Origin of the sequence: Rhizobium brockwellii (assembly GCF_000769405.2) — a bacterium.
Lineage (GTDB): Bacteria > Pseudomonadota > Alphaproteobacteria > Rhizobiales > Rhizobiaceae > Rhizobium > Rhizobium brockwellii.
This window is the reverse complement of the sequence record NZ_CP053439.1, coordinates 769,663-795,030: the sequence shown is the minus strand read 5'-3', so window position 1 is coordinate 795,030 and position 25,368 is coordinate 769,663. Positions and strand designations below refer to the sequence as shown.

The 25,368-nt window shown below is 59.9% G+C and carries 29 protein-coding genes; 18 read left to right on the top strand and 11 right to left on the bottom strand.

Annotation, left to right across the window (positions count from 1 at the left end; translation table 11 throughout):
• The first annotated feature begins 271 nt into the window (after window positions 1–271).
• Window positions 272–3,178: an ATP-binding protein gene (locus RLCC275e_RS03995; protein WP_033182820.1), complete on the top strand. Its 2,907-nt coding sequence runs from the start codon at window positions 272–274 to the stop codon at window positions 3,176–3,178.
• Here the strand turns inward: RLCC275e_RS03995 and RLCC275e_RS03990 are convergent, their stop codons facing one another.
• A complete protein-coding gene (locus tag RLCC275e_RS03990; RefSeq protein WP_033182819.1) occupies window positions 3,179–4,321 on the bottom strand; it encodes an MFS transporter in 1,143 nt (380 codons plus the stop codon).
• A gap of 247 nt (window positions 4,322–4,568) precedes the next feature.
• Here RLCC275e_RS03990 and RLCC275e_RS03985 point away from each other — a divergent pair, with 247 nt between their 5' ends.
• The 4 genes from RLCC275e_RS03985 (at window position 4,569) to RLCC275e_RS03970 (ending at window position 7,955) form a co-directional block, all read left to right on the top strand.
• On the top strand, window positions 4,569–5,420 hold the full coding sequence (locus tag RLCC275e_RS03985; protein ID WP_033182818.1) for a VOC family protein: 852 nt from the start codon (window positions 4,569–4,571) through the stop codon (window positions 5,418–5,420).
• A gap of 92 nt (window positions 5,421–5,512) precedes the next feature.
• Window positions 5,513–5,941, top strand: a complete 429-nt coding sequence (locus RLCC275e_RS03980; RefSeq protein WP_033182817.1) for a putative quinol monooxygenase — start codon at window positions 5,513–5,515, stop codon at window positions 5,939–5,941.
• A 123-nt stretch (window positions 5,942–6,064) separates the two neighbouring features.
• Window positions 6,065–6,784, top strand: a complete 720-nt coding sequence (locus tag RLCC275e_RS03975) for an SDR family NAD(P)-dependent oxidoreductase (protein WP_033182816.1) — start codon at window positions 6,065–6,067, stop codon at window positions 6,782–6,784.
• Window positions 6,785–7,412: 628 nt separating this feature from the next.
• A complete protein-coding gene (locus RLCC275e_RS03970; RefSeq protein WP_033182815.1) occupies window positions 7,413–7,955 on the top strand; it encodes a BA14K family protein in 543 nt (180 codons plus the stop codon).
• 98 nt (window positions 7,956–8,053) lie between these two features.
• On the opposite strand, the gene RLCC275e_RS03965 is transcribed toward RLCC275e_RS03970, so the two are convergent.
• On the bottom strand, window positions 8,054–8,800 hold the full coding sequence (locus tag RLCC275e_RS03965) for a glucose 1-dehydrogenase (RefSeq protein WP_033182956.1): 747 nt from the start codon (window positions 8,798–8,800) through the stop codon (window positions 8,054–8,056).
• Between the two features lie 106 nt (window positions 8,801–8,906).
• Between RLCC275e_RS03965 and RLCC275e_RS03960 the strand changes: the two genes are divergently transcribed.
• The 3 genes from RLCC275e_RS03960 to RLCC275e_RS03950 all read left to right on the top strand — a co-directional run bounded on the left by RLCC275e_RS03960 (window position 8,907) and on the right by RLCC275e_RS03950 (window position 12,215).
• Entirely contained in the window at window positions 8,907–9,251 is a 345-nt protein-coding gene (locus RLCC275e_RS03960; RefSeq protein ID WP_033182814.1) for an ArsR/SmtB family transcription factor, read from the top strand.
• 230 nt (window positions 9,252–9,481) lie between these two features.
• Entirely contained in the window at window positions 9,482–10,465 is a 984-nt protein-coding gene (locus RLCC275e_RS03955; RefSeq protein WP_033182813.1) for a phosphotransferase enzyme family protein, read from the top strand.
• A 259-nt stretch (window positions 10,466–10,724) separates the two neighbouring features.
• The gene (locus tag RLCC275e_RS03950) at window positions 10,725–12,215 is read left to right on the top strand and encodes a gamma-glutamylcyclotransferase family protein (RefSeq protein WP_033182812.1); all 1,491 of its coding nucleotides are present in this window, start codon (window positions 10,725–10,727) and stop codon (window positions 12,213–12,215) included.
• Between the two features lie 108 nt (window positions 12,216–12,323).
• Here the strand turns inward: RLCC275e_RS03950 and RLCC275e_RS03945 are convergent, their stop codons facing one another.
• On the bottom strand, window positions 12,324–13,211 hold the full coding sequence (locus RLCC275e_RS03945; protein ID WP_033182811.1) for a LysR substrate-binding domain-containing protein: 888 nt from the start codon (window positions 13,209–13,211) through the stop codon (window positions 12,324–12,326).
• A 116-nt stretch (window positions 13,212–13,327) separates the two neighbouring features.
• On the opposite strand from RLCC275e_RS03945, the gene RLCC275e_RS03940 reads away from it, so the two are divergent.
• Both RLCC275e_RS03940 and RLCC275e_RS03935 read left to right on the top strand, forming a co-directional pair.
• The gene (locus tag RLCC275e_RS03940) at window positions 13,328–14,032 is read left to right on the top strand and encodes an SDR family oxidoreductase (protein ID WP_033182810.1); all 705 of its coding nucleotides are present in this window, start codon (window positions 13,328–13,330) and stop codon (window positions 14,030–14,032) included.
• A gap of 89 nt (window positions 14,033–14,121) precedes the next feature.
• The gene (locus RLCC275e_RS03935; RefSeq protein ID WP_033182955.1) at window positions 14,122–14,691 is read left to right on the top strand and encodes a pyridoxamine 5'-phosphate oxidase family protein; all 570 of its coding nucleotides are present in this window, start codon (window positions 14,122–14,124) and stop codon (window positions 14,689–14,691) included.
• Window positions 14,692–14,776: 85 nt separating this feature from the next.
• On the opposite strand, the gene RLCC275e_RS03930 is transcribed toward RLCC275e_RS03935, so the two are convergent.
• The 7 genes from RLCC275e_RS03930 to RLCC275e_RS03900 all read right to left on the bottom strand — a co-directional run bounded on the left by RLCC275e_RS03930 (window position 14,777) and on the right by RLCC275e_RS03900 (window position 18,764).
• Window positions 14,777–15,253, bottom strand: coding sequence for a nucleoside deaminase (locus RLCC275e_RS03930; protein WP_033182809.1), 477 nt, complete (start codon window positions 15,251–15,253; stop codon window positions 14,777–14,779).
• Between the two features lie 226 nt (window positions 15,254–15,479).
• The gene (locus RLCC275e_RS03925; protein ID WP_033182808.1) at window positions 15,480–16,130 is read right to left on the bottom strand and encodes a pyridoxamine 5'-phosphate oxidase family protein; all 651 of its coding nucleotides are present in this window, start codon (window positions 16,128–16,130) and stop codon (window positions 15,480–15,482) included.
• 332 nt (window positions 16,131–16,462) lie between these two features.
• Window positions 16,463–16,720: a GlsB/YeaQ/YmgE family stress response membrane protein gene (locus tag RLCC275e_RS03920; protein ID WP_033182807.1), complete on the bottom strand. Its 258-nt coding sequence runs from the start codon at window positions 16,718–16,720 to the stop codon at window positions 16,463–16,465.
• A gap of 156 nt (window positions 16,721–16,876) precedes the next feature.
• Window positions 16,877–17,095 carry a hypothetical protein gene (locus RLCC275e_RS03915; protein WP_033182806.1) on the bottom strand — a complete coding sequence of 73 codons (219 nt, stop codon included), beginning with the start codon at window positions 17,093–17,095 and terminating at the stop codon, window positions 16,877–16,879.
• Between the two features lie 340 nt (window positions 17,096–17,435).
• Entirely contained in the window at window positions 17,436–18,047 is a 612-nt protein-coding gene (locus RLCC275e_RS03910) for an ATP-dependent Clp protease proteolytic subunit (protein ID WP_029875803.1), read from the bottom strand.
• A gap of 46 nt (window positions 18,048–18,093) precedes the next feature.
• On the bottom strand, window positions 18,094–18,453 hold the full coding sequence (locus RLCC275e_RS03905) for an SRPBCC family protein (protein ID WP_033182805.1): 360 nt from the start codon (window positions 18,451–18,453) through the stop codon (window positions 18,094–18,096).
• Complete coding sequence (locus tag RLCC275e_RS03900; protein WP_003557361.1) at window positions 18,450–18,764, bottom strand: ArsR/SmtB family transcription factor; 315 nt, start codon at window positions 18,762–18,764, stop codon at window positions 18,450–18,452. Before RLCC275e_RS03900 ends, RLCC275e_RS03905 begins: the two co-directional genes overlap by 4 nt.
• A gap of 486 nt (window positions 18,765–19,250) precedes the next feature.
• On the opposite strand from RLCC275e_RS03900, the gene RLCC275e_RS03895 reads away from it, so the two are divergent.
• Window positions 19,251–19,607, top strand: coding sequence for a hypothetical protein (locus RLCC275e_RS03895; protein ID WP_082229821.1), 357 nt, complete (start codon window positions 19,251–19,253; stop codon window positions 19,605–19,607).
• A 54-nt stretch (window positions 19,608–19,661) separates the two neighbouring features.
• On the opposite strand, the gene RLCC275e_RS03890 is transcribed toward RLCC275e_RS03895, so the two are convergent.
• The gene (locus RLCC275e_RS03890) at window positions 19,662–20,255 is read right to left on the bottom strand and encodes a TetR/AcrR family transcriptional regulator (RefSeq protein ID WP_033182803.1); all 594 of its coding nucleotides are present in this window, start codon (window positions 20,253–20,255) and stop codon (window positions 19,662–19,664) included.
• A gap of 154 nt (window positions 20,256–20,409) precedes the next feature.
• Between RLCC275e_RS03890 and RLCC275e_RS03885 the strand changes: the two genes are divergently transcribed.
• The 7 genes from RLCC275e_RS03885 to RLCC275e_RS03855 all read left to right on the top strand — a co-directional run bounded on the left by RLCC275e_RS03885 (window position 20,410) and on the right by RLCC275e_RS03855 (window position 25,104).
• On the top strand, window positions 20,410–20,799 hold the full coding sequence (locus RLCC275e_RS03885; protein WP_033182802.1) for a RidA family protein: 390 nt from the start codon (window positions 20,410–20,412) through the stop codon (window positions 20,797–20,799).
• 346 nt (window positions 20,800–21,145) lie between these two features.
• Entirely contained in the window at window positions 21,146–21,463 is a 318-nt protein-coding gene (locus RLCC275e_RS03880) for a PepSY domain-containing protein (protein ID WP_033182801.1), read from the top strand.
• Window positions 21,464–21,481: 18 nt separating this feature from the next.
• The gene (locus RLCC275e_RS03875; protein WP_033182800.1) at window positions 21,482–22,078 is read left to right on the top strand and encodes a general stress protein; all 597 of its coding nucleotides are present in this window, start codon (window positions 21,482–21,484) and stop codon (window positions 22,076–22,078) included.
• A 188-nt stretch (window positions 22,079–22,266) separates the two neighbouring features.
• On the top strand, window positions 22,267–23,049 hold the full coding sequence (locus tag RLCC275e_RS03870; protein ID WP_245495362.1) for a RibD family protein: 783 nt from the start codon (window positions 22,267–22,269) through the stop codon (window positions 23,047–23,049).
• A complete protein-coding gene (locus RLCC275e_RS03865) occupies window positions 23,046–24,266 on the top strand; it encodes an iron-containing redox enzyme family protein (RefSeq protein WP_245495361.1) in 1,221 nt (406 codons plus the stop codon). The genes RLCC275e_RS03870 and RLCC275e_RS03865 overlap by 4 nt, the downstream gene beginning before the upstream one ends.
• A complete protein-coding gene (locus RLCC275e_RS03860) occupies window positions 24,263–24,517 on the top strand; it encodes a Rieske (2Fe-2S) protein (protein WP_033182798.1) in 255 nt (84 codons plus the stop codon). Before RLCC275e_RS03865 ends, RLCC275e_RS03860 begins: the two co-directional genes overlap by 4 nt.
• Window positions 24,514–25,104 carry a CDP-alcohol phosphatidyltransferase family protein gene (locus RLCC275e_RS03855; protein WP_050516832.1) on the top strand — a complete coding sequence of 197 codons (591 nt, stop codon included), beginning with the start codon at window positions 24,514–24,516 and terminating at the stop codon, window positions 25,102–25,104. The genes RLCC275e_RS03860 and RLCC275e_RS03855 overlap by 4 nt, the downstream gene beginning before the upstream one ends.
• The last annotated feature ends 264 nt before the right edge of the window (window positions 25,105–25,368 follow it).

Genomic DNA, 25,368 nt, shown 5'->3' with positions numbered 1-25,368 from the left:
GCAAGGTGCAGCGCGCCTTCCCTAAGCTCCCAACAGCTCGGGCTTTCCAGAAAGAGCCAAACATCTCCAGGACTGCAACGAGGACGCGGAACTGCCGTTGATTGGAGGTGGGACCATAATCTTCGGGCCTGCAGGTCGGCTGCTCCTGTCGATCGATCTGCGATGTATTTCACATGTGATATTGGTTATTGTCCTGGGGCTGTGAGCGGTTTCATTAAGCGATCGTTCACGTATTCAAGGGGTTTGTACGTTTGCGTCCGGAGCTTCGACCGTGCTTTCCTACTTCTTTGGCCCGTACGTACTTGTACCAGAACGGCAGTCGCTGACGCGGGATCAGACGGCCGTTCGTGTCGGTAGCCGCGCACTGGAAATTTTGGCGGCGCTGATCGAACGTCCCGGCGAACTGGTGGGCAAGGCTGAGCTTGTGTCGCGCGTCTGGCCGGATACCTTCGTCGAGGAAAGCAATCTCAAGGTAAACGTTGCAGCTCTTCGTCGCGCGCTTGGCGATGCTCCGGGCGACATGCAATACATAGCGACGGTGAGCGGCCGGGGTTATCGGTTCGTCTTTCCCGTGCGTATTTCGGGCCAGAGTGACACCTCCGTCACGGCGACGTCTCAAGGTGCCCGCACGAACAATCTGCCTGTTTCAACAACCCGTTTGGTGGGAAGAGGCGATGCTGTTGATGCAATCCGGTGCGCAGTTGAGGTATCGCGCCTCTTGACGATCGTTGGCCCGGGTGGCGTCGGCAAGACGAGGTTGGCTCTCGCAATAGCTGATCAACTTACTGCTGCGTATCACGATGGCATCTGGTTCGTTGATCTGGCGACCGTGAACGATGCGACTCTCGTACCGACGGCGATCGCCACGGCGATGGGATTGAGGGTCCACTCGGCGAATATCAAAGCTGCGGTCGCCGCCTTCGCAACCGACCGGGAATTCATGCTTGTGCTCGACAATTGTGAGCACGTCATCGAAGCGGTGGCCTCCTGCGCAGAAACGCTCCTGGCCGCCGCCGCGAGGGTACGGATTCTCGCCACGAGCCGTGAACCCATACGGGTTGTCGGAGAACAGGTCTATCGCCTGCCGCCTCTCGAAACACCACCCGAAGTGTCCGAACTTTCCGCAGCCCAGGCTTTGGCGTTCCCAGCGGTGGAGCTCTTCGTCGAGCGCGCGGCCGGAAGTCGCGGCGAGTTCAAGCTTAACGACGGGAACGCGCCAGTCGCTGCTGAGATCTGCCGCAGGCTCGATGGGCTGGCACTCGCGATCGAACTCGCCGCGCCGCGGCTGGATGCGTTCAGTACACGCGAGCTCCTCGACCTTCTCGCCGATCAATCTCATGTGTTGAGCGATAGGCGGTGTGGCGACCCTCGCCACCACACCTTGGCTGCAACGCTGGACTGGAGCTATGGCCTGCTCGGCGAGCCTGAGCGCGTCCTGCTGCGACGCCTCTCGGTCTTTGCTGGCGCCTTCAGTCTCGAATCGGCCTGCGCCGTTGCAGTCGACAAGGGTCATGCCCGCTCCGGATGCATTCACGGTGTCGCGAACCTCGTTGCGAAGTCGCTTATATCGACGGAGAGAGGAGAGCTCGGGACGCATTACAGATTGCTCGATACAACCCGCAAATATGCGCTGCAGAAACTTGCCGAGAGCGGCGAAAGCAACAGCCTACGCCAGCGCCACGCCGAACATCTCCTCGAACTCGCCAAACGCGCCGAGGCGGAATGGAAAATCCGGCCGACGGCCCAATGGCTCGCCGAGTACGGGCGAAAGATGGACGATATCCGCGGTGCTTTGGGCTGGGCGTTCTCCGGGAACCGCAGCGTTGCCACCGGCGTAGCGCTCACGGTTGCTGCTCTCCCGTTTTGGGAACATCTATCGCTCCTGGAGGAGTGCCGCACCGGGGTAGAACTCGCCCTCAGTCGTTGTTTTGCCGATTTCCGCAGTGCGAGCGACGAGATGAAGCTGCAGCTTGCCTATGGCACGGCGCTGCTTCACACCCGCGGCCCGCTACCCGAAGTCAAGACCGCCTGGACCACAGCCCTCGGCTCCGCCGAAGTGCTCAACGACACCGAATACATGCTCAGGTGCCTGTGGGGATTATGTGACTATTTCACCTGGACGGGCGATCACCAATCGGCCTTGGGGATGGCGGATCGGATAAGAAGGCTGGCAACCGACCGCGGCGATCTGGATGCACGCAACAATGTCGATAGGCAGACTGGAACCGCTCTGCGCTACCTGGGAGAGCTTGCCGAGGCACGGCGTCACCTCGAACGCATGATCTCCCGATATGCCCCTCCCGTGACCCGTTCCGACATTGCGCGTTTCCAGTTGGACCCACGATCTGCGGCAAGGGGCACCCTTGCGAACGTCACGTGGCTGCAGGGGCATCCTGACAAGGCGGTTGCCATGGCGCAGCGTCAATTGGAAGAGGCACGGGCCTCGCAGCACGCCCTCGCGCTCTGCAATGCCATCGTCCACACAACCTGCCCCATTGCGTTGTGGACGGGAGACCTTGCTGCCGCGGAGCGCCTGCTTGTTGGTATCGAAGCCCATGTCGCGGAGCACGCGATGTCGATTTGGAGTGCCATGAGCCGCTGCCTGCGCGCAGAATGGTTGCTGCAAAGCGGTGATCCGTCTGGACTGGCGATGTTGAGAGGCGCGCTCGATGAGCTTCTTGTGGTCGGTTTCCGCATGCGTTGCCCTTTCTACATCGGCGTTTACGCTGCTGGTCTGGGGGATCATGGGGACGTTGATGCGGGGCAGACCGCGATCGGCGAGGCAGTCGCGCTTTCGGCATCGACCGGCGAAATCTGGTGCATGCCGGAACTGCTGCGCATAAAGGCGGTTTTGTTGGGCAAGGAAAGCGCCAACCGGTCGGTAAAAACCGCAGAAGCCCTTTATTTTCAGTCGCTCGACCTCGCGCGCCACCAAGGTGCACTGTCATGGGAGTTGCGCGCCGCAACGGCGCTCGCCGAGCATTGGGCTCAGTCGGGACAAAGCGAAAGGGTTGGCGGGCTTCTGGCACCGATTTATCGACGCTTCGGCGAAGGGCTCACCACCCGCGATCTGGTGAAGGCGCGCGCACTCCTCGATACCTTGGGGGATGCCGGCAAGGGGAGCAAAAGCGCTGCTCGTCAGGCTCGTCGCGATGGGCATACACATCCGAACTCCTAGCTAGCGCGTCAGCGCTCGCGTACGGCGATCCAACATGAGAAGGATCGGAGCGATCACGGCAATGCCCGCGAAGATTGAGAAGGCCTCGACGTAGCGCGTACCTTCGGCGGCCATGATGTGCAGCGATGCCGGGCCAAGTCCAGCGCCCATGGTCAAAGCCATGTAGTTGATGCCGAAGAGCTTGCCGAAGCTTCGCATTCCGAAGCGTTTCGACAGCAGGTAACCGATCGCGTCGCCCTCTGCTCCGGTGGCGAGGCCGAAGAATACGGCGCTGACATAGACCGGGATCAGACCTTCGGAATTCAACAGAATGAAATGACCGATAACGGGTGACAGAAAAGCCAGGCTGGTCAACGGGACCGGGGGAAATCGATCGAGCAATGCCCCGAAGCCGAGACGCATGACAATGAAGGACAACCCCACAAGGCTCATGACCAAGGCCGCCATTGCCGGATCCGCTCCGCGATCCGCCAGCACGACAGGGAGCGAAATAGACCCGGCTGCAGCGGCGAAGTAGTTGAGAAAGAATGCGCCCAGCATCAACCAGAAGCTTGCCGTCTCCACCGCCCGGCGAACAGTGTGGCCCTCGCCCCCTGTGCGGTCGGGTCGCTGAAGCACGGGTGGATCACGAATGGCGAAAAGCGCGACGGGAAGCGTGACCGCCATCGATATCAGACCGGCTGCCATGAAGGCAAAGCGCCAGCCCCACTCGGAAATCAGCAATGCAAGGAACGGAGGAAGCGTTGCGATCCCAAGCCCCACGAAGGAAAGCATGACACCCAGTGCGAGACCGCGTCGCGCGGAGAACCATCCGACCACCACATAGGTGTAGGGCACGCCGGTCTGCGCGGCACCCATAAGGCTTGCTACGGCGACGGCCACGATGAATGTGGTCAAATTCTGCGACGCAATGCCCACCCCGATAAGGCCGATCGCCATCGACATGGACGATACGGCAAGCACCCGGCGCGGGCCGAACCGATCCGTCAACGCCCCCACTACAGGCGACATAAGACCGTTTACGACGGCTATCGGTGCGACGACGGCGGCCACAACGGTCCGATCCCACCCAGTTTCCTCGGTGATCGGCACGATGAAAACGCTGAAGCCATAGATCAGCACGATCCCGATGCTGAAATACATTCCCGCGCCTGCACCCAGCACGATTGCAATCCGTTTGGTCCGCCCCGCCGTTGTGTCCATATCCCTTATGAGCCTTTGTTGGCGCCGGTCCGGGGGCCGCGGTCCGCGCGCAGGAAGATACCAGGTCGCCGTTATCCTACCGACCGGATGGCTGTTCGGTTCACCAAATTTCCCAGATCTTAACCAGCCTCGCAAGCGCGGACGCGTTAGAATTTGCGCAGTCACCCCGCGAACACAGGAGGCAACGATGTCTCGCGATCAAAAGCCAGCTACCCAACCGGACGACCCGGAGCGCCGCGCCATCCTTCGCGCCGCCGGAGGCGTTGCAATCGGCGGAATTGCCGCTGCCCTCGCAGGCGATGCAACTGCGTCCGCACAAGCGCCAATCGCAACCGGCGATCCAGGTTCGCTGGGTGCCCGGCTTCAAGGCGTACAGCATTTCGGCCTGACCGTGCAGAACATGGAACGCGCCTACGAGTTCTACACAGCCGTACTCGGTGGGACCGAAGTCTTCCGCCATGGTGACTTTCAAGGCGACGCCGTACAGAACACGCTGCTTGCCGACCAGGAAATCCTGGCCAATCAGCTCGGCGTCAATCCGCGGACGATCGGCGTGCCTGACCTCAGGGACGGCGCCCAACGCCTCGATGTGCGCTTCATCCAGTTCGACAACGTCGTCATTGAGCTCTTGCAGTATCGCGATGCGGACCAACCGATGGGTGGCCCCAAGGCGTTCGCGGAACCTGTGGAGCACATGAGCCCGGCTTTTCCGCGAATGATGCACATCTGCTTCTATGTCCGGGATGATGTCGACTTCAATCAGTTTATCGCCGATCTCGAGGCGGAGTCCGCGCGACGTGGCATGACGCAGGTGCGGGCAAATCGCATCATACGTGTTTCGACAGAAGACGAACGAAAGGCGGCCCCCCAGAGCGCCAACACCAACAAGGTGACCGTTGCGCCATCAGACGGCTGGGAACTGATCTATTGCAAGGGCCCGGAGGGGGAACAACTGGAGTTCGTGAAGGCGCTTGGACCCGTGAAAAAGCGGTTTGCCGATGCATTGGCGGCGCATCTGCAACTTGCGAGCGCGAAGTAGGCGCAAGAGGCATCAGCATCACTTTGCAGGCCGGCACCCGGATTTGGCCAGCGGGCCATCTTACCGCGCTTGGCAAGATAAGGAGAAACGACATGATCACAACGCTGCGGCTGCAAGCTTCGGCTATTCTGCTCGGGGGCCTGCTCGTGGGACCCGTTCTCCGAACGGACGCGCTCGCACAGGAAGGCCCGGGCCAGGGCTATGCCAAAATTGCAAGTGGAGCCTATTCGGTTGTTGCCGAGGTCCGTGCCAAACCGGGCAAGGAGGCCGAACTACGGGCCGTCACGCTTCCTCTCATTGACCTTGTCCGCAGCGATCCCGCAAACCTCGTCTATTTTCTTCAGGAGGACCGTGAGGCCCCCGGACACTTCATCTTCTACGAGATATTCGCCAACGAAGCCGACTTTGAGGCTCATAACGCCATGCCGTATGTGAAGGAGTGGTTTGCCAAGCTGCCCGAACTCGCCGATGGCGGAGTGAAGGTGATGCGAATGCAGATCCTCGCGCCGGCTGGCGACTAGCACACTTCCCAAGACTGGACGTCGGCGAACGAGGGCCATCGCGGGATTGCTCGGGGAAGAACACGCCGCGCCGCAGGCGCCGCTTTTGCACACGACACCATCAAGCCAGGAAGGAGCTGCAAGATGAGACTCGAGGGCAAGGTTGCATTGGTCACAGGAGCCGCAGGTGGTATCGGTTTCGCAGTCGCGGAGCTGTTCAATAGCGAGGGTGCCATCGTTATCGCCGGCGACATCAAGCCGTCCGAAAAACCATATCCCGACGCCGTCGAGGCAATGACGCTTGATGTGACCAGCGAAGAGCAATGGGCAACGGTCGTTGCCGCGATCGTCAGGAAACATGGCCGACTTGACGTGCTTGTAAACAATGCCGGCATCATCGCCTACGAGCCGCTCGACAAGCTGGAGATGAAGGACTGGCTGAAGATGATCGCCGTCGACCAGACTGGTGTCTTCCTCGGCATGCGGGAAGCAATTCGCGTCATGCGCAAGCAGCAAGCGGGTTCGATCGTCAACATCTCCTCGATCTGGGGCAGTGCAGCGGTTGCGGGTGCGCATTCCTACCATGCCGCCAAAGGCGCAGTCCGCAACATGTCGAAAAACGCGGCGATGACGTACGTATCCGACGGAATCCGGGTCAACTCCGTGCATCCGGGCTTCGTACACACGCCGCTGACGGATGCACAGGCGCCAGAGCTCAATGAAGCTGTCATCGCGGCAACACCGATGAAGCGCGGTGGCAGGTCGATCGAGATCGCCTATGGCTGCCTGTATTTAGCTTCCGAGGAGGCAAGCTACGTGACCGGCGTCGAGTTGAACATCGACGGCGGTTATCTTGCCCAGTAGCGCAAGAGACATGCGGGTCATCGCGGGCGGCTCTCTCTTACGAGCCGCAGACGCGATCAGTCAGACAACTTGATCCGGACCTGTTATCCTTTGTTCCCTCCATTATTCGGGAGCTTTCGATTCCATTAGCGCAAACGCCAATGACTGGATTGGGGGGCGCATGACCGCCGGTCAGCGCCGCAACCTTCATGGTCCGCTTGGTCGGATGTTTTTGAAAGCCTCAGTATCTTTCCCCTGTTCCGGGCGGCAGATATTTGGGCCACGTTGCATATTGCCTCCTGAGGTCATCGATATCGGCTCCATCAGGTTAATGGCCGAAAATAACAGGCCTTCCCGAATGGCACGGCGGACGAGCTGGCCGCCTATATCGGCAGGTGACGACCGCGCTTTGCCGGCGTCATGGATGAGCCCTGCAGCACATGTTTCATGGAGCGCGCACTGCTCATATCAGATGACGGAGGGTGGGCGCGTGCTTTCGACGCGACGCCGCCGTCGAAGAAAGGCTTGCCTGCATAATTCCTCGATTCAAAGTCGATTTTAGGGTAAAATTAACCAGTGCATTTAGGAGGCTGAAACGTCCTTGCGCGCCGCATGCGTCGCGCAGCGCTTACGAAGGAAAGATGAGCCAATGAAAAGGTTAGCAATTGTTATCCTGTCGCTGGTGACGGCGCTGACGAGCGTCCCGCCGGCCATGGCGTTTCCCACCGTTGCAATGCCGAAAATCGAAGCCGCAGAGGCGCAGCCGGTCCAGTACAGACATTACCGCGGCGGCTACCGCGGTGGATACCGAGGCGGCTATCGAGGCTACCGCGGGGGTGGATACCACAACGACAATTGGGCTTGGGGTCTCGGCGGGCTCGCGACCGGCGCAATCATCGGCGGAATGCTGGCGCAGCCGTATTATGGCCGAAGCTATTACGGTCGGGGCTACTACGATCAAGGCTACTACGACCGGGGCTATTACGGATCGCCCTATTACGGTCCGCCGCGCTACTACGGCTCGACCATCTACCGTCCGCGCTACTACGCGCCGCGCTATTACCGCCAGGTCTATAGTGGCGGCGACGGACATACGAGCTGGTGCTATTCGCGCTACCGGTCTTACAGGGCCTACGACAACACGTTCCAGCCCTATTACGGTCCGCGACGGGCGTGCGTGTCGCCCTACTAAAGCATGTCGCGCAAAAGTGCGCAGCGGTTTTGCGCGACATGCGCAAAACCAAGACCCAAAAGCGTGGGCCAAGCGAGTCTGAAAGATCGCGACGCGCTTTAGCGGAAACCGCCGCTGGCGGCCAATCGTTCGCCGGTCAGCCAGCGGGCATCGTCGGAAGCGAGGAAGACGGCGACGCCGGCGATATCGTCCGGCTGGCCGATGCGGCCGAGTGGTGTCTGGGCGACCAGGGTCTGTTCGAAATCCGAGCCGATGAAGCCGGCCGAGTGCGTGCCCTCGGTTTCGACAATCCCCGGCAGGATGGCGTTGACGCGGATCTTGCGCGGGCCGAGTTCCTTGGCAAGCACGCTGTTGATGCCCTCGACGGCTCCCTTCGTGCCGGTATAGACGGCGGAGTCTGGCGGCGCCAGGCTGGTGACCACCGAGGAGATGTTGATGATGCTGCTGCCCTCGCCGAGATGCTTGACCGCTGCCTGGGTGGTCAGGAGAACACCGAGAACATTCACGTCGAAGATGCGGCGATATTGCTCCTCGGTCACCTCACCGATCGGCGCGAATTCATAGACACCTGAGTTGTTGACCAGCACGTCGAGCTTGCCGAACTCCCTGACCGCAGCATCGACCAGCCCCCGTGCCTCACCGGCCTTCGAAACATCGCCCTGCACCGCGATGGCTTTGCCACCGGCCGCGCTGATCGCCTCAACCACGGCGTCGGCTCCCGCCTTGCTCGATGCGTAGTTGACCACCACTTTTGCACCCTCTGCTGCGAACGCCTTGGCAATCGCAGCGCCAATGCCTTTGGAGGCGCCCGTTACGACAGCGACTTTTCCTGTAAGCTTAGCCATTTCTCGTTCCTTCAGATCTGGATAGCCGCCGGATTGACAGGCTTGTTCCATAGTTCAGAAATTCGGAACTGTTGATCTCGATGTCAAGGGAGGCTATATAAAATTCATGAGACCGCTCTTTCACCCAGCCCTGGAGGACATCAAGCCCGAGGCGATCCTCTATGCGCTGTCCGATCCGGAGCGCGTTGCCATTTATGCAAAGCTTGCCGGCGCCAGCAGTGGCGGGACGTGCTCTGCGCTTGCCGATCTCGGCAACCGCGTCATTCCAAAGTCGTCGCTGTCCAACCATTTCAAGGTGCTGCGCGAGTCCGGGCTGATCATGAGCGAGCGCCAGGGTGTGGAGATGCGCAATCAAACGCGCTGCACCGAGCTGGACGAACGCTTCCCGGGCCTGATCAGGGCCATTCTGACGGCTTACGGCCAGCTTCCCGGGCAGCCGAAGACGGACTGATCGCCGCTAGCAGCATAGTCCCCAATGGCCGCTGCCGACGGGAGGTTCGCCTGTGCGCGAAAAATCGCGAACCCAGCATTTTGTTTTTCATCTCATAGTTTTATTAGTAGCGTCATTCACCCTGTCCAATCAGCAGATCATTGCAATCGCAAGTGCCTGCGGCCGCCACCGCCTTCATGGTCTTTTCACCGCGGAAGCAGCCTGCCAGCAAAGCCCGTGGTACAGCGCCCATGCTCGACTTTAATCCGCTCTATTCGACCCCGCAGATTGCGGCCATCGAACAGTTCATCGATCGGCATTATCCGCTTGTGGGGCCGGTTTCCTGCCGGATGCTGCAGCGCGGCCTGAATGATGTGTATCTGGCCCTCGGGAGCAACAGCGAGCGTTATGTGTTCCGGCTTTCTCATCACCGCGCGCGCGGGCCAGCCGACGTCAAGACCGAAACGGCGTTCCTGGCGCACCTTGCGCAATCGGGCGTTCCGGTCGCAGCGCCCATCGCGACACAGGAGGGCAGCTTGTTCGTTGAGGGAGATGCGCCGGAGGGCGTGCGACAGGCCGTGCTTTTCCGGGAGATCGGGGGCCGCAAGCCGGATACGGCGGATGCCGGCGATGCACGGGCCAACGGCAAGACCCTTGCTTTGCTGCACAACGCCGCCGAGAGATTCCAGCCGGAAGGAGCGCTCTATCGGCTTGACCTCGAACACCTGCTGCATCGGCCGCTTGCCCGCATATGCGACAGCGGCGTCGTGGAGGACGCCGAGGTCCGCAGCGACCTTGAAGACATCGCTGCGCGGACCGCAAAGGCGATCGAAGCCTTCGGCGATTTGACGTCGACTTATTGCCATGGCGACTGTCACGGCTTCAATGCGCGGATCAACGACGCCGGCGAAGCCGTCTTTTTCGACTTCGATGACGGCGGTCCGGGATACCTCGCCTACGACTTGTCGGTATTCTTGTGGGCGCAAACATCCTTCGGCCGGAGCTCAACCGAAATGTGGGACGCCTTCGTCGATGGCTATCGGGCCATCCGGCCGATCACGCCTGCCGACTTCGAAGCCGCCCATCGCTTTGTGATCATCCGCCACATCTGGCTGATGGGCGAGTACGCCAGCCGGGCCCAGGAATGGGGAAGCGAGACGGTCGGCTGGATTGCCCGGGAAGCAAATTTCCTCAGGCGGTGGGAGGCCGAACGCTGTGTCGACCGGCTGTTTTGAATTCAGTTCTGCTCGGCCCGGAGGATCGACGGTGCGTCGGCGCAGTCCGTGATCGCTTCGACCTTCGCACTTCTGGTGCAGGTAAAGGGACGCCCGCGATAATCGATATACGGGAACTTGTCGGAGACATCTGTCGGCCCAAAGCGAGCATCCCGCGTTGCCGCGGCGAATTTTGAAATTTCAGCGACATCGGTCTATTGTTGAGGCCTTCGTAAACCCTTTGCAGCGCGATGCGACGAACCCATCGCGGGAGCCGATTATGTTGAAAGCTACCAAGGAGGAGATCGAGGAAGTACGGGAATACTTTGAATGGCAGGCGCCCGACCTCGAAGTGACCTTTATGCAGAAGGTCTACTCGGAGGCCGTCCTCAATACCCGCCACGACGTGTGGGACATCCACACTAACAAGGATCGCTGGTGGGTCATCACGGGCGGCACAAACCTCTACTCTCAGGAGCAGTTCCCAAATATGGACCTTGCTCTGACCTTCCATATTGGCCTGATGCTCCGCATCCCGCGTACGGAAAAACAACAGGAAGACGATCTGCGCATCCTTCCGTTCGGTCCCGTCTTCGAGAAGATGGAAGAATCTGGCACCGCCGTGACACAGGCGCATAACCTCTCGGACTATCAGGCAGTCGGCGTTCGCTGCCGCGAGGCGCTACTCGAGCTGGTCGGCGTCGCGCAGGACGCGGCAATATGGACAGAGACACCTCCACAGCGTGCGAACTTCCGCGCGTGGACGGAGATCATCTGCAACGATCTCCTGCCGGGTGACTCCAATAAGGAGCGTCGCGGGGCCCTCAAGGGCGCGCTCGAGTCCTCATGGACGTTTTCCAACTGGCTGACGCATGCAAAGTCGGCCACCTGGATTGATGCCGACATGGCACACTCTTTGATCCAGCATGCCATCGGCATGGCGACATCATTGATCCTTCGCGAGTTGCGCGGTGTGCCTGGAGCATGCCCGAACTGCGGCTCACCGCATCTCGAACCCGAACATGGCGAAAATACTGAGGCACCCGGTGTACTCTGGGAACGACCGCGCTGCGCCGACTGCGGATGGGCTGGCAGACCCATTCCAATCCTCGACCTCGAGAATGGACAGCCCATCATCACACGCGAAGGCAAAGAAACCGACGAGTGCAGCATAATGACAGTACCGCTGCGTACGATCCTGAAGCCGGGAAATCCGACGATCGAGCCGCTGCAGAACACAGAGACCGGGGCCCCGGAGCACGTTGTTTATTTTGCCTATGGGTCCAACATGTCGACCGCCCGGCTACGCGAACGCATGCCGAGCTGCAAGCCACTTGGCATCGCTACCTTGCCGGGTCATGTGCTCCGTTTTCATAAGCGTAGCCTGGACAAGTCCGGGAAGTGCAACGCATTTGCCACTGGCAACGAGGATAGCGTGATCGGAGTCCTGTTCAGCTTCGATCCTGCCGAGCGTGCGGAGCTAGATAAGGCCGAAGGCGTCGGCAGCGGCTACGAGCATGCGACGGTCACGGTCACTAACGACAAAGGTCGCAGGCGAAAGGTCCTTACCTATCTCGCCACCCCCGACTACATCGACGACAGCCTCAAACCCTATAGCTGGTATAAGGACTTTGTCCTTGCAGGTGGCACGGAACATGGCCTGCCGCAGGAATATATTGCTGAATATATCGAGTCGGTTGAGAAGATAGATGATCCCGACAAGACACGGGACAAGAAGCAGCGAGCCACGCTGGGGAGTTCCAACCGATGAAACTATGGGGTCGGTTCGAGTTGTCTGTCCAGCCTGTGGACCCGATGTCTGCTTCTACCGCAAACCTGCCGCAGCTGGTTCATTCCTTGCGCGATGGCTGTCCGACCGTCAGCTCTGCACCTGCGAGCGCAGCCAGTCCTGAAGCTTTTCCACCGCTCCGGACTTCCGATATCGCGGCTTCACCAGATAGAAATGCGACCGCGCCCTGAGGGCGCCGTCGAAGACTTGCCTCAGCCTGCCCGCCTCGATGTCGGTCGAGACGAAAGCGCGGGTTGCCGTGGCGATGCCCTGCCCGGCGATGGCAGCTTCGATGGCGTGCGATGTCTGTGAGAAGCTGATGCCCCGAAACAGCGTGGGATCACCGCCGCCGAGGAAGCGATCGATATATTCGGGCCAGGAATTATGGGCATCGTGAAGCAGCGTGTAGTGCGAGAGTTCTTCGGCGTTGTTGGGCTCGGCTCCCTCGGCGACGAGATTTGGATTGCAGATGGCAATGATCTCCTGCTCGAACAGCAGTTCGGCGGCGAGGCCGGGACCGAAGGGAGGGCTGCCATATCGGACGGCGAGATCGACGCCGTCTGTCTGGAAGCTGGAAATGCGGTCCGTCGCCAGGATGTGGAGATCGAGATCGGGATGTCTCGAGGTGAAATCCGGAAGACGCGGGATCAGCCATCTCGAGGCGAAGGTCGGTGTGGTGCTGACCACCAGTTTGACCGGCTGAGGCTTCAGGTTCGCCGTCGCGTTTGCGAGCAGTTCGAAGGCGCGCCTGACGTCGGCGATATAGCTTCGCCCCTCGCCCGTCAGCGCCAATGACTTGGGCAGGCGCTCGAACAATGTCACCCCGAGTTCCGCCTCCAGTCCCCGCACATGCTGGGCGACGGCTCCCTGGGTGACGCCGAGCTCTTCGGCCGCGAGCCGGAAGTTCAGATGCCGCGCCGCCACGTCGAAGGCCTTGAGGCCGTTGAGGGATGGAAGATTGCCGATGGACATGGATATCCGATAGTTTTTCTACTGGGACATTTCACGAAAACTGGTTCGCTCTCGCTTAAAGCCCATGGTATTCCAGGGATCAATGCCCGGCAATGGGTGCAAATCGTGTAGGGAGAGCGACGATGACAGTAGAAAAGGTAGCGATCATTACGGCTGGCGGCAGCGGCATGGGTGCGGAAGCCGCGAGGCGGCTGGCGGCCGATGGCTTCAAGGTCGCGATCCTGTCCTCGTCGGGCAAGGGCGAGGCGCTTGCCACCGAACTGGGCGGCATCGGCGTCACCGGCTCGAACCAGTCGAGCGATGACCTGAAGCGCCTGGTCGACGCCACGATGGAGAAATGGGGCCGGGTCGACGTGCTCGTCAACAGCGCCGGCCACGGCCCGCGTGCGCCGATCACCGAGGTCACCGACGAACAGTGGCATACCGGCCTCGACGTCTATCTGATGAACGTCATCCGTTCGGTTCGGCTGGTCACGCCGGTCATGCAGGCGCAGAAGTCGGGCGCAATCGTCAATATCTCCACCGCCTGGGTATCCGAACCGTCGGCGATGTTCCCGACATCGGCAGTCTTCCGCGCCGGGCTCGCCGCCTACACCAAGATTTACGCCGATACCTATGCGGGCGACGGCATCCGCATCAACAACGTGCTGCCGGGCTGGATCGACAGCCTGCCGCCGACGGAGGAGCGCCGCGACAGCGTGCCGATGAAGCGCTACGGCACCAGCGCCGAAGTGGCCGCAACGATTTCCTTCCTGGTTTCCGAAGGGGCGGGTTATATCACAGGCCAGAGCCTCAGGATCGACGGCGGCCTTACCCGCTCCGTCTGATGGGATCGCTCTCAACGCCTAAGGAGAACAGCGATGTGCTTCGACTGGAACGTCAGGGCCGGCAAGATAAGGAACGCGGAGGCGACACGGTGAACCTCGCCGAGGTCGATGCATCGGCCTGGGCCGAGCTGGAAGGTGCTGCCGCCGATCCGCAGTCGGCCTTCCGCTACCTGAACCTGTGTTCGGTCGATGCCGGCGGCCGGCCGCAAGCCCGCATGGTGGTGCTGCGGCGCGTGGATGTGGCGCGACGCCTCCTGGAAATCCATACGGATGTCAGAAGCCCGAAATGGCAGGAAATATCGGCCAATCCTTTGGTCACCATCCTCGGCTATGGGCCGCAGCCGAAAGTGCAGCTTCGCCTTCAGGGATCGGCCGAACTCAATGGACCGGCAAGCGAACGCGCGACTGAAGCCTGGAGCCTGCTGCCGCAATCGACGCGCAGCACCTATATGGGCGGGCCGCCGGGCGACGCAATCGGCGAGCCGCCGGCAAGCGAGGCAGCGGTCACGGACGCCGATGGACGGGCCTTCTTCGGGGTACTGCTATTCCGAGCCGAGACGCTGGACTGGTTCCAGCTGCGCCACGCCGACAACCGACGCGCAGTCTTTGCCTACGACAAACTGGGCGCGCTGACCTCGTCCCGCTGGGTCAACCCCTGAACACCTGATGACGTCGAAGCCGCCCATCGCTGTGTGATCGTCCGCCACATCTGGCTGGGCGAATACCCATTTTGGTCGAAAGAGGTTATGCCTTGCCCAGATGCTTCGGCCAGAATTGCTGATGGACTTCGGCGGCTTCGACTTCGAGCTTAGGGTCGGGGCCAACCACCGTGACGATGCGTGCGCCGGTTTGCAGCACCGCCCGGCTCGGCACGTTCAATCCGATCCCGGCGATCTCGCCAAGCCGCGTTTCGGAGCAGGCAAACACCATGCGCCCGATGCCCGACCAGTAAATCGCCCCGGAGCACATCGCGCAGGGTTCCGTGCTGGTGTAGAGCGTGCAGCCGGCGAGAAAAGCAGTGTCGTAGTGCTGCGCCGCCAGTTTAACCAAGTTCATCTCGGCGTGGTTGGTCATATCGTGGCCGGTGAAGACGCTGTTTTCGGCGCGCAGGATGACTTCGCCGTCCTTCACCAGCACCGAGCCAAACGGTTCGTCGCCGTTTTCCACCGCGGATTTCGAGAGCGCAATCGCCTCGCGCAAAAACGGCTCGTGGTTTTCCATCAGGATTCCCCCAGACACTAAGCATGTCTCGCAAAAGTGTGCAGCGGTTTGGCGACAACGACATGCGTCAAAACAAAGACCTAAAGCGCGACAAGCAAATCTGAAAGATCGCGACGCGCTTTAGAGCGGGACGATCTTGTCTTGAATCGATGGGTTTTCCAAGGGCTGCAGATCGGATTCAAGATGCTGGCGGGGAAAGAGACCGCCTTCAGCCCGCGCCGGGCAGCTAATAAAGTGTCCTTCGGTAGGCTTGTTCCAGGTCTTCATCCATCTTTCGCATTTCATCTCCGTCCTTCGGCGCCCCTGACGTCTCGTCCAGAATGATCTTCATGAGCGAGGGCATCTCCGTGCGGTCCTGGAAATGATCCGGGCTCCACAGGTGGGACCGTCTGAAGGCCTTGGCGCAATGCATGAAAACTTCGCTGACGTTGACGATGATCGCGAGTTTCGGGAGACGATCGGCAACGCTCATGCTCGTCAACAGTTGAGGATCATTGGTCAGACTTGCCCGGCCGTTGACGCGCAATGTGTCGTCGAAACCGGGGATAAGAAACAAGAGCCCGACATTCGGGTTGGCGATAATGTTGCTTAGGGTATCAAGACGATTGTTGCCAGGTCGATCCGGGATTGCCAGGGTGCGCTCGTCAAGAACCTTGACGAACCCTGGAGGGTCGCCGCGAGGACTGACGTCGGCCCTTCCCTCCGAACTCTGCGTGCCGATGCAGAAGAATGGCGAGCGCCGAATGAATTCCTGCGCGTGCTCGCCAAGAGAATTCTGACACTTCACGATTGCCAGAGCGTGGGTCGGCTCGAACAGCGCCCGAAGCGACTGTTCATCGGCGATGGCAAAATCTGGATTGAGTTTTAAGGCCGTCATGATCCCCTCCCGAAATCCCTCTGATCGCATGGCCGAACTGCAGGTCTGGAACCTCGCAACACTCGTCTCCGCCCGCAAGCCAATAGACCTGATGTACGTACCTCAGAAGATATACATGAGTTGATATCCGGGATCAATGAGGGATCGAGCCACCGTATTGCAGGGCAAGGGCGGATGATGACGCGTTATCAGATGTAATCACGCTTCAAAGAAGGCGGCAGTCGCGGGCATCAGGCACGCATTGACAGACCTCACCGCCGGACGACCACGCGTGAGCGCCAACCCAAAAACGCAATGAAGGCGGCCGGTTTGGGGGGCCGCCTTCTGTTTGATCAGGCCGTACGTCTGACCATTCTCGCAACAGCTATCAGGATGCAGGCTCCGATGAAGCCCGCGATCAGATAACCCAGCCATCCGCCAAGGACGACGCCGAAGAGCGAGAGGATAAAGTTGGCGACGATGGCGCCGACAATACCGAGAATGATATTCATCAGCACGCCCATGTTGCTCTTCATCAGCATCTCGGCGAGCCAGCCGGCAATGCCGCCGATGATGATTGCGGCGATCCAGCCAATACCTGCATTTTCCATAGCAATTCCCCTTGTGAATTATGAGCGCCGGCGCGGGCTATCACGTCTCGCAGATCGAGCTAAACCGATCGCCAAAACTATAACCTTCCGCAGCGCCAGTTGGTTCCATAAGCCCCCGCCCCAACAGGTCACGCGCCCTTCTTGAGCTGGTACACGTCACTTCTCGGCCGCCGGCCAATCGTTCGCAGGCTCCTCTATGACGGCAGCGTCGTCCTCCGCAGGGTCAGGATCGCGCTCAAGGGCTGCGCGCAGATTGCCGATCTCCTTGATGATCGTATCGAAAACGTCCTGCTCCCTGGCCCCGGCCACGACGCAGTCGTCGACGAGATGCTCCAGCTTGGCGCGAAGCCCGGCCTGCCAATTATGTTTGCTCATGACCTTTTCCTCCTCTGATCGATCCACACCGAGCATGGTCGCTCGCCTGTTCCACCGCCTTTGATGGGCGGGCGGCGGTTTACGCGCTCAGGAGACAGTGATCGATGTGCGGTCCTGGTCGGCGGTTCGATCCTCGCGAAATCCTGTCCTGTGGGATGAGATCGCGGCGAACAGGTAAGGTGCTCGCCTGGCATTTCGTTGCCCGCACCGAGAAATCGGAAAAACCGGTGCGTTCACCATCTCCGTCACGTCCGATTGGCACGCCGCGACCTCGGCGGATTAACCGATAGCCGCAGCAACGGTTCCGCCCGGTCTGGACTCTTTGCGTTCCTGAAACTCTCTATAGGCTGTCCGTGTCTTCCCGAACCGTTAGAATACGGTCGATAAGACCCCATTCCAATGCTTCTTCCGCGGTCATGAAGCGGTCTCGATCCATCCCGCGCTCAAAGTCTTCATAGGAGCGTCCGCAATGCTCCGCGTAGAGCCGCGTCATGCGCTGCTTGGTCTTCAGAATTTCTTCGGCGTGAATCATCATGTCGGAAGCCTGCCCTTGGAAGCCACCGGATGGCTGGTGAATGAGGATACTGGCATTGGGCAAAGCAGCTCTTCCGCCGGCCTCGCCCGCCATCAGCAGGAACGATCCCATCGAACGGGCTGTCCCCATGCAAAGCGTATGAACCGGCGCGCGGATAAAGCGCATGGTGTCGTACATGGCAAGGCCGCTGGTCACGACGCCGCCCGGAGAATTGATGTAAAGATTGATCGGCTTCTTTGGATTCTCGGCCTCGAGGAACAGCAACTGCGCGCAAACCAGAGCGGAAACGGTATCGTTGACCTCACCATTGAGGAAGATGATGCGTTCGCGCAGAAGGCGGGAGTAAATGTCAAAAGATCGCTCCCCTCTGCTGGATTGTTCTATGACCATAGGGACGAGTTGCATCGCTTCGCGCATCGGCGAACTCCAATCTTGCAGACATCAAAGGGGAGAGCTTGCCGCGTCAGGCGGCGAGCGTGAGGGGCGGACTGTTGCCGTTCGCGGGCGTTTTCGCCATCCGGTGAAGCCTCGCGTCGGTCAGCTCGTGGATAATGCGCAGGCGGGTGCCGCCGGTCGCGTTCGGGACGATCGTGAACGTCACCGTGCTTTCAAGGAAAGGTGGAGCGTCGTCGCGCAGGCTATAACGGACTTCCTCGCCAGGTGTGATCGTGGCCGGGGTGGGATCGGCTAAAGCGTCTTTCGGCAACCAGTTTTCCCGAAATTCCGGAATGCTGATGGCACGCCAGACCTTTTGCGGCGGTTCATCCAGATCGAATTCCAGTTCGATGCCGTATTTCTGCTCCTTGGCCTTTCCAACGTTCATTGGTCCATATCCTTCAGCAAGACCTTGAGAGCTTCGATGCGGGCAGGCCAGTAGGCGCGATATTTCGCCAACCATTGCGCGATGAGAGCCAGCCCGTCCGGATCGACTTCGTAATTCACGAAACGCCCCTGCCGTTCTTCCCTCACGAGCTTTGCGCTGCGCAAAACCGAGAGGTGTTGCGACATTGCCGGCTGGCTGATCTCCATGCCCTCACGCAGGGCACTGGCGTTCATGCCGCCCGCCGCCAGCTTCTCGAATATCGCGCGGCGGGTCGGGTCAGCCAAGGCTCGGAAAATGTCATTCTCGATCATGCAGACACATAAGCATACACTTATGCGATTCGCAAGTCTATTTCGCGATGGCTTTTCCGCCACGTCGAGGCGATGCCGCGCGGCTCACGCAGACCCGCTGATCTTACGGCACGAACCCAACGACGGCATCGACGTCTTCATCGTTCCCCGCCGTCTCTTCGACGGCAAGGCTCCACTCCTACTCACCCGATGGTTGCTAGGGAGCACAGCAGGATGCCTTTTGCCACGGGGCGGAGCACGGAGGTCCCATCCGTGCGGTCGGCGCAGCAGAGGTTTGATTTCACTTCCACGCAGCCGAGGAGTACCGTGATAGCGCTGATGTTCGACCCGCCTCCCCAGTGCCTCTACGCATCACGGCGATGGCCCTTCAGGCGCAGGCTGGTAGCAAAAACAACTCATCGAGCTGTCGAAAAAGATCGCGCGTTTTGGTAATCAGTGCGCAACCTCCCGGCGTTTTTCGAGGGGCTGCCTCTAAGGAGGTATGCTATGACATTCGCCACATCAACAGTATCCGTGATCACACTTGGGGCGATCTCCGTCTGCACTATCGTTCGAACCGACGCCCATGAAGCGAAGAGCGGCTGGACCTATCCTCCGGCGTGCTGCAAAGCTCAGGGTTTGGTTGGAGATTGCGAGGCCATTCCCGCTCAGGACATCAGTCGAGGACCTCGCGGCTTTTCCGTCCTCCTGCATGCCGGCGACCACCACCTCGTGACAAAACCACACCTGTTCTTCATTCCTTATGGGGACGAAATCCCCTCCGGCGATGGCCGGTATCATATCTGCCTTCATCCGACGGAAAACGACGTAAACTGTTTCTTCTCGCCGCCTGACAGTAGCTAACCACCTTGCAAGCCAGGGCCGCCGCTCCTTCGCTCGACTTTGGCTCTTGGCAGATCACAAGCGCTCCACCAGCAGACCTGCCGCCAGGGCGTGGAAAGCCTCGACCGCCTTTGGCAGCACGCTTTGCGGATCTTCGCTGGCGGCGATCCACAGAGCGGCATTGAGAGCTGCGCCGCTCAGCAATCGGGCCGCCGCCTCTGCGTCAAGCGGCTTGAGGATGCCTTGGGCGATCAGGCGCTCCACCGTGGTCTTGGTCACCTGCAGGCAATTGTTCTGGCTCGGCCACTGCGAGGGATCGCCCAGCACCGCCGGTCCGTCGAGCAGGACGATGCGCTGGACTTCCGGATTGAGCGCCATCTCGATATAGGCCGCACCCTCGGCGAGCAGGCCCTGCCAATCGCTGCCTGCGCCCGCGCCGATCTCTTGAGCGCGCACCGCCATCTCCGTGTCGATCTGATCGACCACCGCCGCCAGCAGCCCGCGCTTGTCTTGGAAATTGTGGTAGAGCGCGCCCCGTGTCAGACCGACGTCCGCCGTCAACTCGTCCATCGATGCTGCGGAGTAGCCCTTTTCCGCAAAAGCCTTTCGCGCTGCCGCGATCAATTTGACGCGGTTCTCCTGCATCGTTTCGCTACGCTTCTTCGCCATTCATCCCTCAATTTCATATACGGCGCGTATATTAACTTGACATACGCTCCGCACACTACATATTTCATATACGAACCGTATACGAAATTTGGTGCGAGATGTGAAGCGTCACGCCGCGCTCATCGGTCGTTGTCAACAATGAAGAGAGATCAGAATGACCCAACGCGAAGCAATCTTTCCGGCCGACCGGCACGCTCTTTATGAGAAGCACGGCTATTCCGCCGCGATCCGATCCGGCGATCTGCTGTTCGTATCTGGACAGGTCGGCAGCCGTCCGGACGGAACACCGGAACCCGATTTCGAAAGCCAAGTGCGGCTCGCCTTTGAAAACCTGAAGGCCACGCTGAGTGCCGCCGGCTGCACGCTGGATGATATTGTCGACGTCACCACTTTCCACACCGATCCCGAAAACCAGTTCGGAACGATCATGGCGGTCAAGCAGGAGATTTTCAGCAAGCCACCCTACCCGAACTGGACTGCACTCGGCGTCAACTGGCTCGCCGGCTTCGACTTCGAGATAAAGGTCATCGCCCGTATTCCCTGAAGTCACTGACATCGCCGGGGCCGCATCCGTCACAGCACGAAGTGCCGGCAGGCGAGCGGCCCCGCGCTGCTACCGCCTGGGATATTTGACAGAAGCACAACCTTAGGAGTTAAAGGACCAGCCTCACTCCGAGAGGTTTCCTTGAAGCGCGCGCATGGATCGTCGGTTACCCTCCCCGTTACTGTCTGCTTACATTGCCGCGGCGTCGCAGAGAATAGGCCCGCGGTGCGGCGAGTTGCCTTATATTTAGAAAAATCAATTGCATAATCTCTGGGAACAAAGAACTCCCTTGCGTGTTTTCAGCGCATGGATCGTCATCTGATCCGCAAAATGAGAGGAAACACATATGAAGAAGATCGTCTTTGCGGCGACAATTCTCTGCGCGTCTGCCGTTGCAGCCCTTGCCCAGACAACACCGGCTCCATCTGCGGATGGTAATACACCTGCGGTTGCAACACCGGACACCAAAAATCCGACTGCACCCGTTGAGGGCGCCAACAGCTTCACCGAAGCCCAGGCTAAGGATCGCATTACGGAAGCGGGTTACACCGACGTCAAGGATCTCAAGCTCGATGACAAGGGGATCTGGATGGCCGCCGGCATGAAGGACGGCAAAGCCGTCGCCATCGCCCTCGATTATCAAGGCAACATCGTCGCCAAGTAACCCCCAGGGAGAAACATCATGAGAACTGTAACCGGACTTTTCGACGACCACTCGGACGCTCGCTCCGCCGTCAGCAAATTGGAAGCGGCAGGCATTCCCTCAAACGACATCAGCATCGTCTCCAACAAGGCTGGCCGCATCGATCGCGACTCTGACGTTGGCGAGGATGCCGCGACCGGCGCCGGCATTGGCGCTGCCGTCGGCGGCGCCGGCGGCCTGCTGACCGGACTGGGCCTGATGGCCATTCCTGGTGTCGGGCCGGTGGTTGCCGCAGGCTGGCTGGCCGCGACTGCGGCTGGCGCCGTTGCCGGCGCCGTCGCTGGTGGTGCTGCCGGTGGCCTGATCGGCGCCCTCACCGACTCCGGCGTCCCGGAGGATGATGCCCACCTCTATGCCGAAGGTGTCCGCCGCGGCGGCAGCCTGGTCACGGCCAAGGTCGACGACGCCCGCGCCTCCGAGGCGCAGGCTATTCTCCAGGGTTCAAACTGGGTCGACCCGATCGAACGTCGGCGTGCCTATAACGACCAGGGATGGACCCGCTTCGACGACACGCTCGATCCCTACGCGCCTGAGCAGATCGCGCAGGAGCGCGACCGCTATCGGCGGACGATCTAACCGCCCTTGAGCTCAACCCTCCTTGCATCTCGCGAGGAGGGTTGAAACGTTGATCTCACGCATCAGTCGGCGCCTCGGATCCCTTCCTCACCATCGAGTTGGATGCGGGTGGGGCAAAGCCACCAATCGCCGCCCGTCGCCCCACAGCCGCCATTGGGCTTCAGTTGATGCGGCAATGATGCCGGCCAGTGGACCACTTCGCTCGATCCGTATCCTCCAAAGACATCGTGCCCAATTTCCTCCTGCCAATTGAACAATCACGGCGCAGCCGCATTAAAGTGTGCGCAGGAGGAGGACAAGAAATGGTTGAAATAACAACGCTGTCGGAGGTCACTATCGACGGCAAACTGTCGCTGGGGGCGACGGCTTCCAGCAAGGGTCTGTTCGATTTCTACGGCGACGATCTTCGCGCCTGGTTCCATGGCCAGAGAGCGGCGCACGATGCCATCATGGTCGGTGCCGGCACCGTCCTTTTGGATGATCCAGAACTTACTGTGCGCCACGCACCAGGGCCAAATCCGTTGCGGATCGTACCCTCGTCCATGGGCAGGCTGCCGCTTGACGCAAAGCTTTTGAACGACGGCCATCCGACCGTCATCGTCGTCTCCCGCGCGGCGAAGGAAGCCGATATCGAAGCGCTCAAAAGCAAGCCCAATGTCGAAGTGGTGCGATGTGGCGAACGCCGAGTCGACCTCCCCGGCTTGATGAACATTCTCGATGCTCGCGGCATCAAAAGCATGATCGTCGAAGGCGGAAGTCGCCTGCTGCACAGCCTGCACGAGGCGCGGTTGGTCCACCGGATCGTCATAAAACATATACCCGTTGTCACTGGATCGGCGGACGCCCCGAGCTATATGCGCCCTGACGAATATAGTCGGGCATTCGAATTGTCGAAATGGCGATTGGTCGAGTGCTTCACAAAGAGTGGGATAGCCGTGACGATCTACGAGCCTGGAACGGCGCGCACATGACCTTCATCGGAAAGCAAGATCTGCTGGATATCGGCGAACGCCTCGCGGCGCGAGCAGGAGGAAATCCACCTTCGGTATATGATATTCGCATCGACGCCGAAGCTCTCCGCGACGATGAAGATCCCAGCCTTCGGCGATTTATCCAACATCAGGCGCTGATGCGCAGTTATCAGGGTCGTTATGTCTTGCTGCCAAGCGCAGCGCCTGCAGGCTCGATCCTGTCGCGGCTACAGAAGCACTACGATCCCCGCGAGATGCTGCGTCTCGACGAAATACGAGCAGACCTTGAAGACGAACTGGTTGGCCCGCTGGTTGCCGAGGCACGCAGCCTTAGCCAAAGACAAGATTGCGCCGGGTATGTGGCAAACCTTATACCCAGTCTCAAAGCGAACAGGCCGAGCGGCTTCCTTGGGTTTTTGGATAGCTCGAGCAACCGGCATCATTACTACCGGAACTTTCTGCTTCAGTCCTCTGTCGATTTGCTGGCTGAAGCCTCCGCTTCCGCGCTCGGCGTCATCGGCGAATATGGTGAGCCTCAGTCCGCACTCTTCCGCATTCTCATTGATGAATTCGGATTCGGGGTCCACAACAAGAAACACAGCGTGCTCTACCGATCGACACTGAGGGGGTTCGGACTGAGCGAAGAATACAATGCCTATTGGTCGTTGTTCGATACTCCGACTCTGGAACTGCACAATGTCATCCACTTCATGTTCCAGAGCCCTCGCAATCTGTTTCTTCAAATTGGCTTCCTGCTCTTCGCCGAAGCGAGCTACCAACGTTCCACGGAGGAGCACTTCCGGTATCTCAAGCGCTTCCATCCCGGCGTAGACGCGCATTACTTTGGCGAACATGCGCACATCGACATCCACCATTCCGCAATGGTTGCCGACGAAGTGGTCGCGCCCTTGGTGTCTAAATACGGTTCCGAGGTCGGCTCCGAGATCGTCGCCGGCGCCGAACTGACGAGACTGGCCTTCGAGCGGTCAGGAGATCATCTGCTGGCCGTGACCTTGGCATTCGAGGCCGCGGTGAAGGCAGGACACGCCGAGTTTGGCATGCCAACAAATTTGGCCTCGCCTGGTCGCTGCGCGGTGCCCGCGACGAACTGGAATACGGGTTCGGCTCTGCAGATCGGCGGCATTGGTTTTTTGACCGACCCGTCCGCCTTCAGGGTTTTTCCACCGTTGTCGGTCGGTCGCGAGGTTGTGCCATGAGTGAGGCGGCAAGCTGGATCGGTCAGGACCTTCCCCCGATCGTCAGGGACGGAATAGAGTATTTTCTGCTTTCCTACCAAAGCGCGCTTTACTTGATCCCGAACAGGTGCCCCCACCGTGGCGGTCCGCTCAAATTTGGTTTCATCAATGAGCGTAATCAGATTGTCTGCCCCATGCATCACAACGCCTATTCTATTGAGAGGCTGATTGCCCGCGATACGACCCTCAAACTGACCGCGGAGCCAGTATGAGCGTCGTCCATGGTTTGGTTTGGGAAGATGGTCCGCTTAAGCTCGCCAACGTCGTGACGCTCAGTCGCGGCCTGTTGATAGCCCCTATATTGCTGCTCCTGGGCTATGGCTATGCTGGGCCGGCGCTTGTCCTCTACCTGATTGCATCCATGACCGACCTCGTCGATGGATGGCTCGCCCGACGGACGAAGCGAGCTTCCGAATACGGTGCCCGCCTTGACGCCATCGTCGACAACATCTTCTCCGTCGCCATTCTGTTTTTTCTGCTCTCGTCATATCCCGGCCTCGCGTCCCGCCACGGAGTTGCGTTGGCAGTCCTGTTCGGCGGCCCGGTGATCTATCTGCTCGTTTCGTGGCTGCTGACGCGACGCCTGCTGATGTTCCATTTTTGGTCCGCGAAGGCCGGCGCACTTTTGCTATTCGCGTTGTGGCCGTTGCTTTATCTCACGGGATGGGAGGCCTTCGTTCCACTGGCCGCGACCGTCGTCGGGCTCAGCAGACTCGAACAGGTGATTTTCATTCTGCGCGGAGGTGTCGATCAGGATGCGCCACACATGTTCGCCTCGATGGAACGGCCCCAGGAGTAGCGTCTTACCCGCTCCTGCTGACGAACGCTCGCATCTGCTGTTGGTGGGACGGCGCTTTCCGGAAAGGCTTCGGCTTCCTGCTCGATGGGCTCGCTCCCAGACAATGAATAGTCGTCATCATCGGCTCATCGCGTCGACATGGTAGCCGCGATATTTAATATGAAGGGATTACCTCTCAGGCGTGTTACGGTCTCTTTGTCGGGCTGAGCCTTCTGGCCGGTTGGCATTGTTGCCGAGTGATGACTTGCTTCGCGAGTCTTCGGC

Coding starts and splice junctions, on each gene's coding strand:
- RLCC275e_RS03990 (WP_033182819.1), bottom strand. CDS start 4,321: ATGTATTTCAGCATCGGGATCGTGCTGATCTATGGCTTCAGCGTTTTC.
- RLCC275e_RS03985 (WP_033182818.1), top strand. CDS start 4,569: ATGTCTCGCGATCAAAAGCCAGCTACCCAACCGGACGACCCGGAGCGC.
- RLCC275e_RS03980 (WP_033182817.1), top strand. CDS start 5,513: ATGATCACAACGCTGCGGCTGCAAGCTTCGGCTATTCTGCTCGGGGGC.
- RLCC275e_RS03975 (WP_033182816.1), top strand. CDS start 6,065: ATGAGACTCGAGGGCAAGGTTGCATTGGTCACAGGAGCCGCAGGTGGT.
- RLCC275e_RS03970 (WP_033182815.1), top strand. CDS start 7,413: ATGAAAAGGTTAGCAATTGTTATCCTGTCGCTGGTGACGGCGCTGACG.
- RLCC275e_RS03965 (WP_033182956.1), bottom strand. CDS start 8,800: ATGGCTAAGCTTACAGGAAAAGTCGCTGTCGTAACGGGCGCCTCCAAA.
- RLCC275e_RS03960 (WP_033182814.1), top strand. CDS start 8,907: ATGAGACCGCTCTTTCACCCAGCCCTGGAGGACATCAAGCCCGAGGCG.
- RLCC275e_RS03955 (WP_033182813.1), top strand. CDS start 9,482: ATGCTCGACTTTAATCCGCTCTATTCGACCCCGCAGATTGCGGCCATC.
- RLCC275e_RS03950 (WP_033182812.1), top strand. CDS start 10,725: ATGTTGAAAGCTACCAAGGAGGAGATCGAGGAAGTACGGGAATACTTT.
- RLCC275e_RS03940 (WP_033182810.1), top strand. CDS start 13,328: ATGACAGTAGAAAAGGTAGCGATCATTACGGCTGGCGGCAGCGGCATG.
- RLCC275e_RS03930 (WP_033182809.1), bottom strand. CDS start 15,253: ATGGAAAACCACGAGCCGTTTTTGCGCGAGGCGATTGCGCTCTCGAAA.
- RLCC275e_RS03925 (WP_033182808.1), bottom strand. CDS start 16,130: ATGACGGCCTTAAAACTCAATCCAGATTTTGCCATCGCCGATGAACAG.
- RLCC275e_RS03920 (WP_033182807.1), bottom strand. CDS start 16,720: ATGGAAAATGCAGGTATTGGCTGGATCGCCGCAATCATCATCGGCGGC.
- RLCC275e_RS03915 (WP_033182806.1), bottom strand. CDS start 17,095: ATGAGCAAACATAATTGGCAGGCCGGGCTTCGCGCCAAGCTGGAGCAT.
- RLCC275e_RS03910 (WP_029875803.1), bottom strand. CDS start 18,047: ATGCGCGAAGCGATGCAACTCGTCCCTATGGTCATAGAACAATCCAGC.
- RLCC275e_RS03905 (WP_033182805.1), bottom strand. CDS start 18,453: ATGAACGTTGGAAAGGCCAAGGAGCAGAAATACGGCATCGAACTGGAA.
- RLCC275e_RS03900 (WP_003557361.1), bottom strand. CDS start 18,764: ATGATCGAGAATGACATTTTCCGAGCCTTGGCTGACCCGACCCGCCGC.
- RLCC275e_RS03895 (WP_082229821.1), top strand. CDS start 19,251: ATGACATTCGCCACATCAACAGTATCCGTGATCACACTTGGGGCGATC.
- RLCC275e_RS03890 (WP_033182803.1), bottom strand. CDS start 20,255: ATGGCGAAGAAGCGTAGCGAAACGATGCAGGAGAACCGCGTCAAATTG.
- RLCC275e_RS03885 (WP_033182802.1), top strand. CDS start 20,410: ATGACCCAACGCGAAGCAATCTTTCCGGCCGACCGGCACGCTCTTTAT.
- RLCC275e_RS03880 (WP_033182801.1), top strand. CDS start 21,146: ATGAAGAAGATCGTCTTTGCGGCGACAATTCTCTGCGCGTCTGCCGTT.
- RLCC275e_RS03875 (WP_033182800.1), top strand. CDS start 21,482: ATGAGAACTGTAACCGGACTTTTCGACGACCACTCGGACGCTCGCTCC.
- RLCC275e_RS03865 (WP_245495361.1), top strand. CDS start 23,046: ATGACCTTCATCGGAAAGCAAGATCTGCTGGATATCGGCGAACGCCTC.
- RLCC275e_RS03860 (WP_033182798.1), top strand. CDS start 24,263: ATGAGTGAGGCGGCAAGCTGGATCGGTCAGGACCTTCCCCCGATCGTC.
- RLCC275e_RS03855 (WP_050516832.1), top strand. CDS start 24,514: ATGAGCGTCGTCCATGGTTTGGTTTGGGAAGATGGTCCGCTTAAGCTC.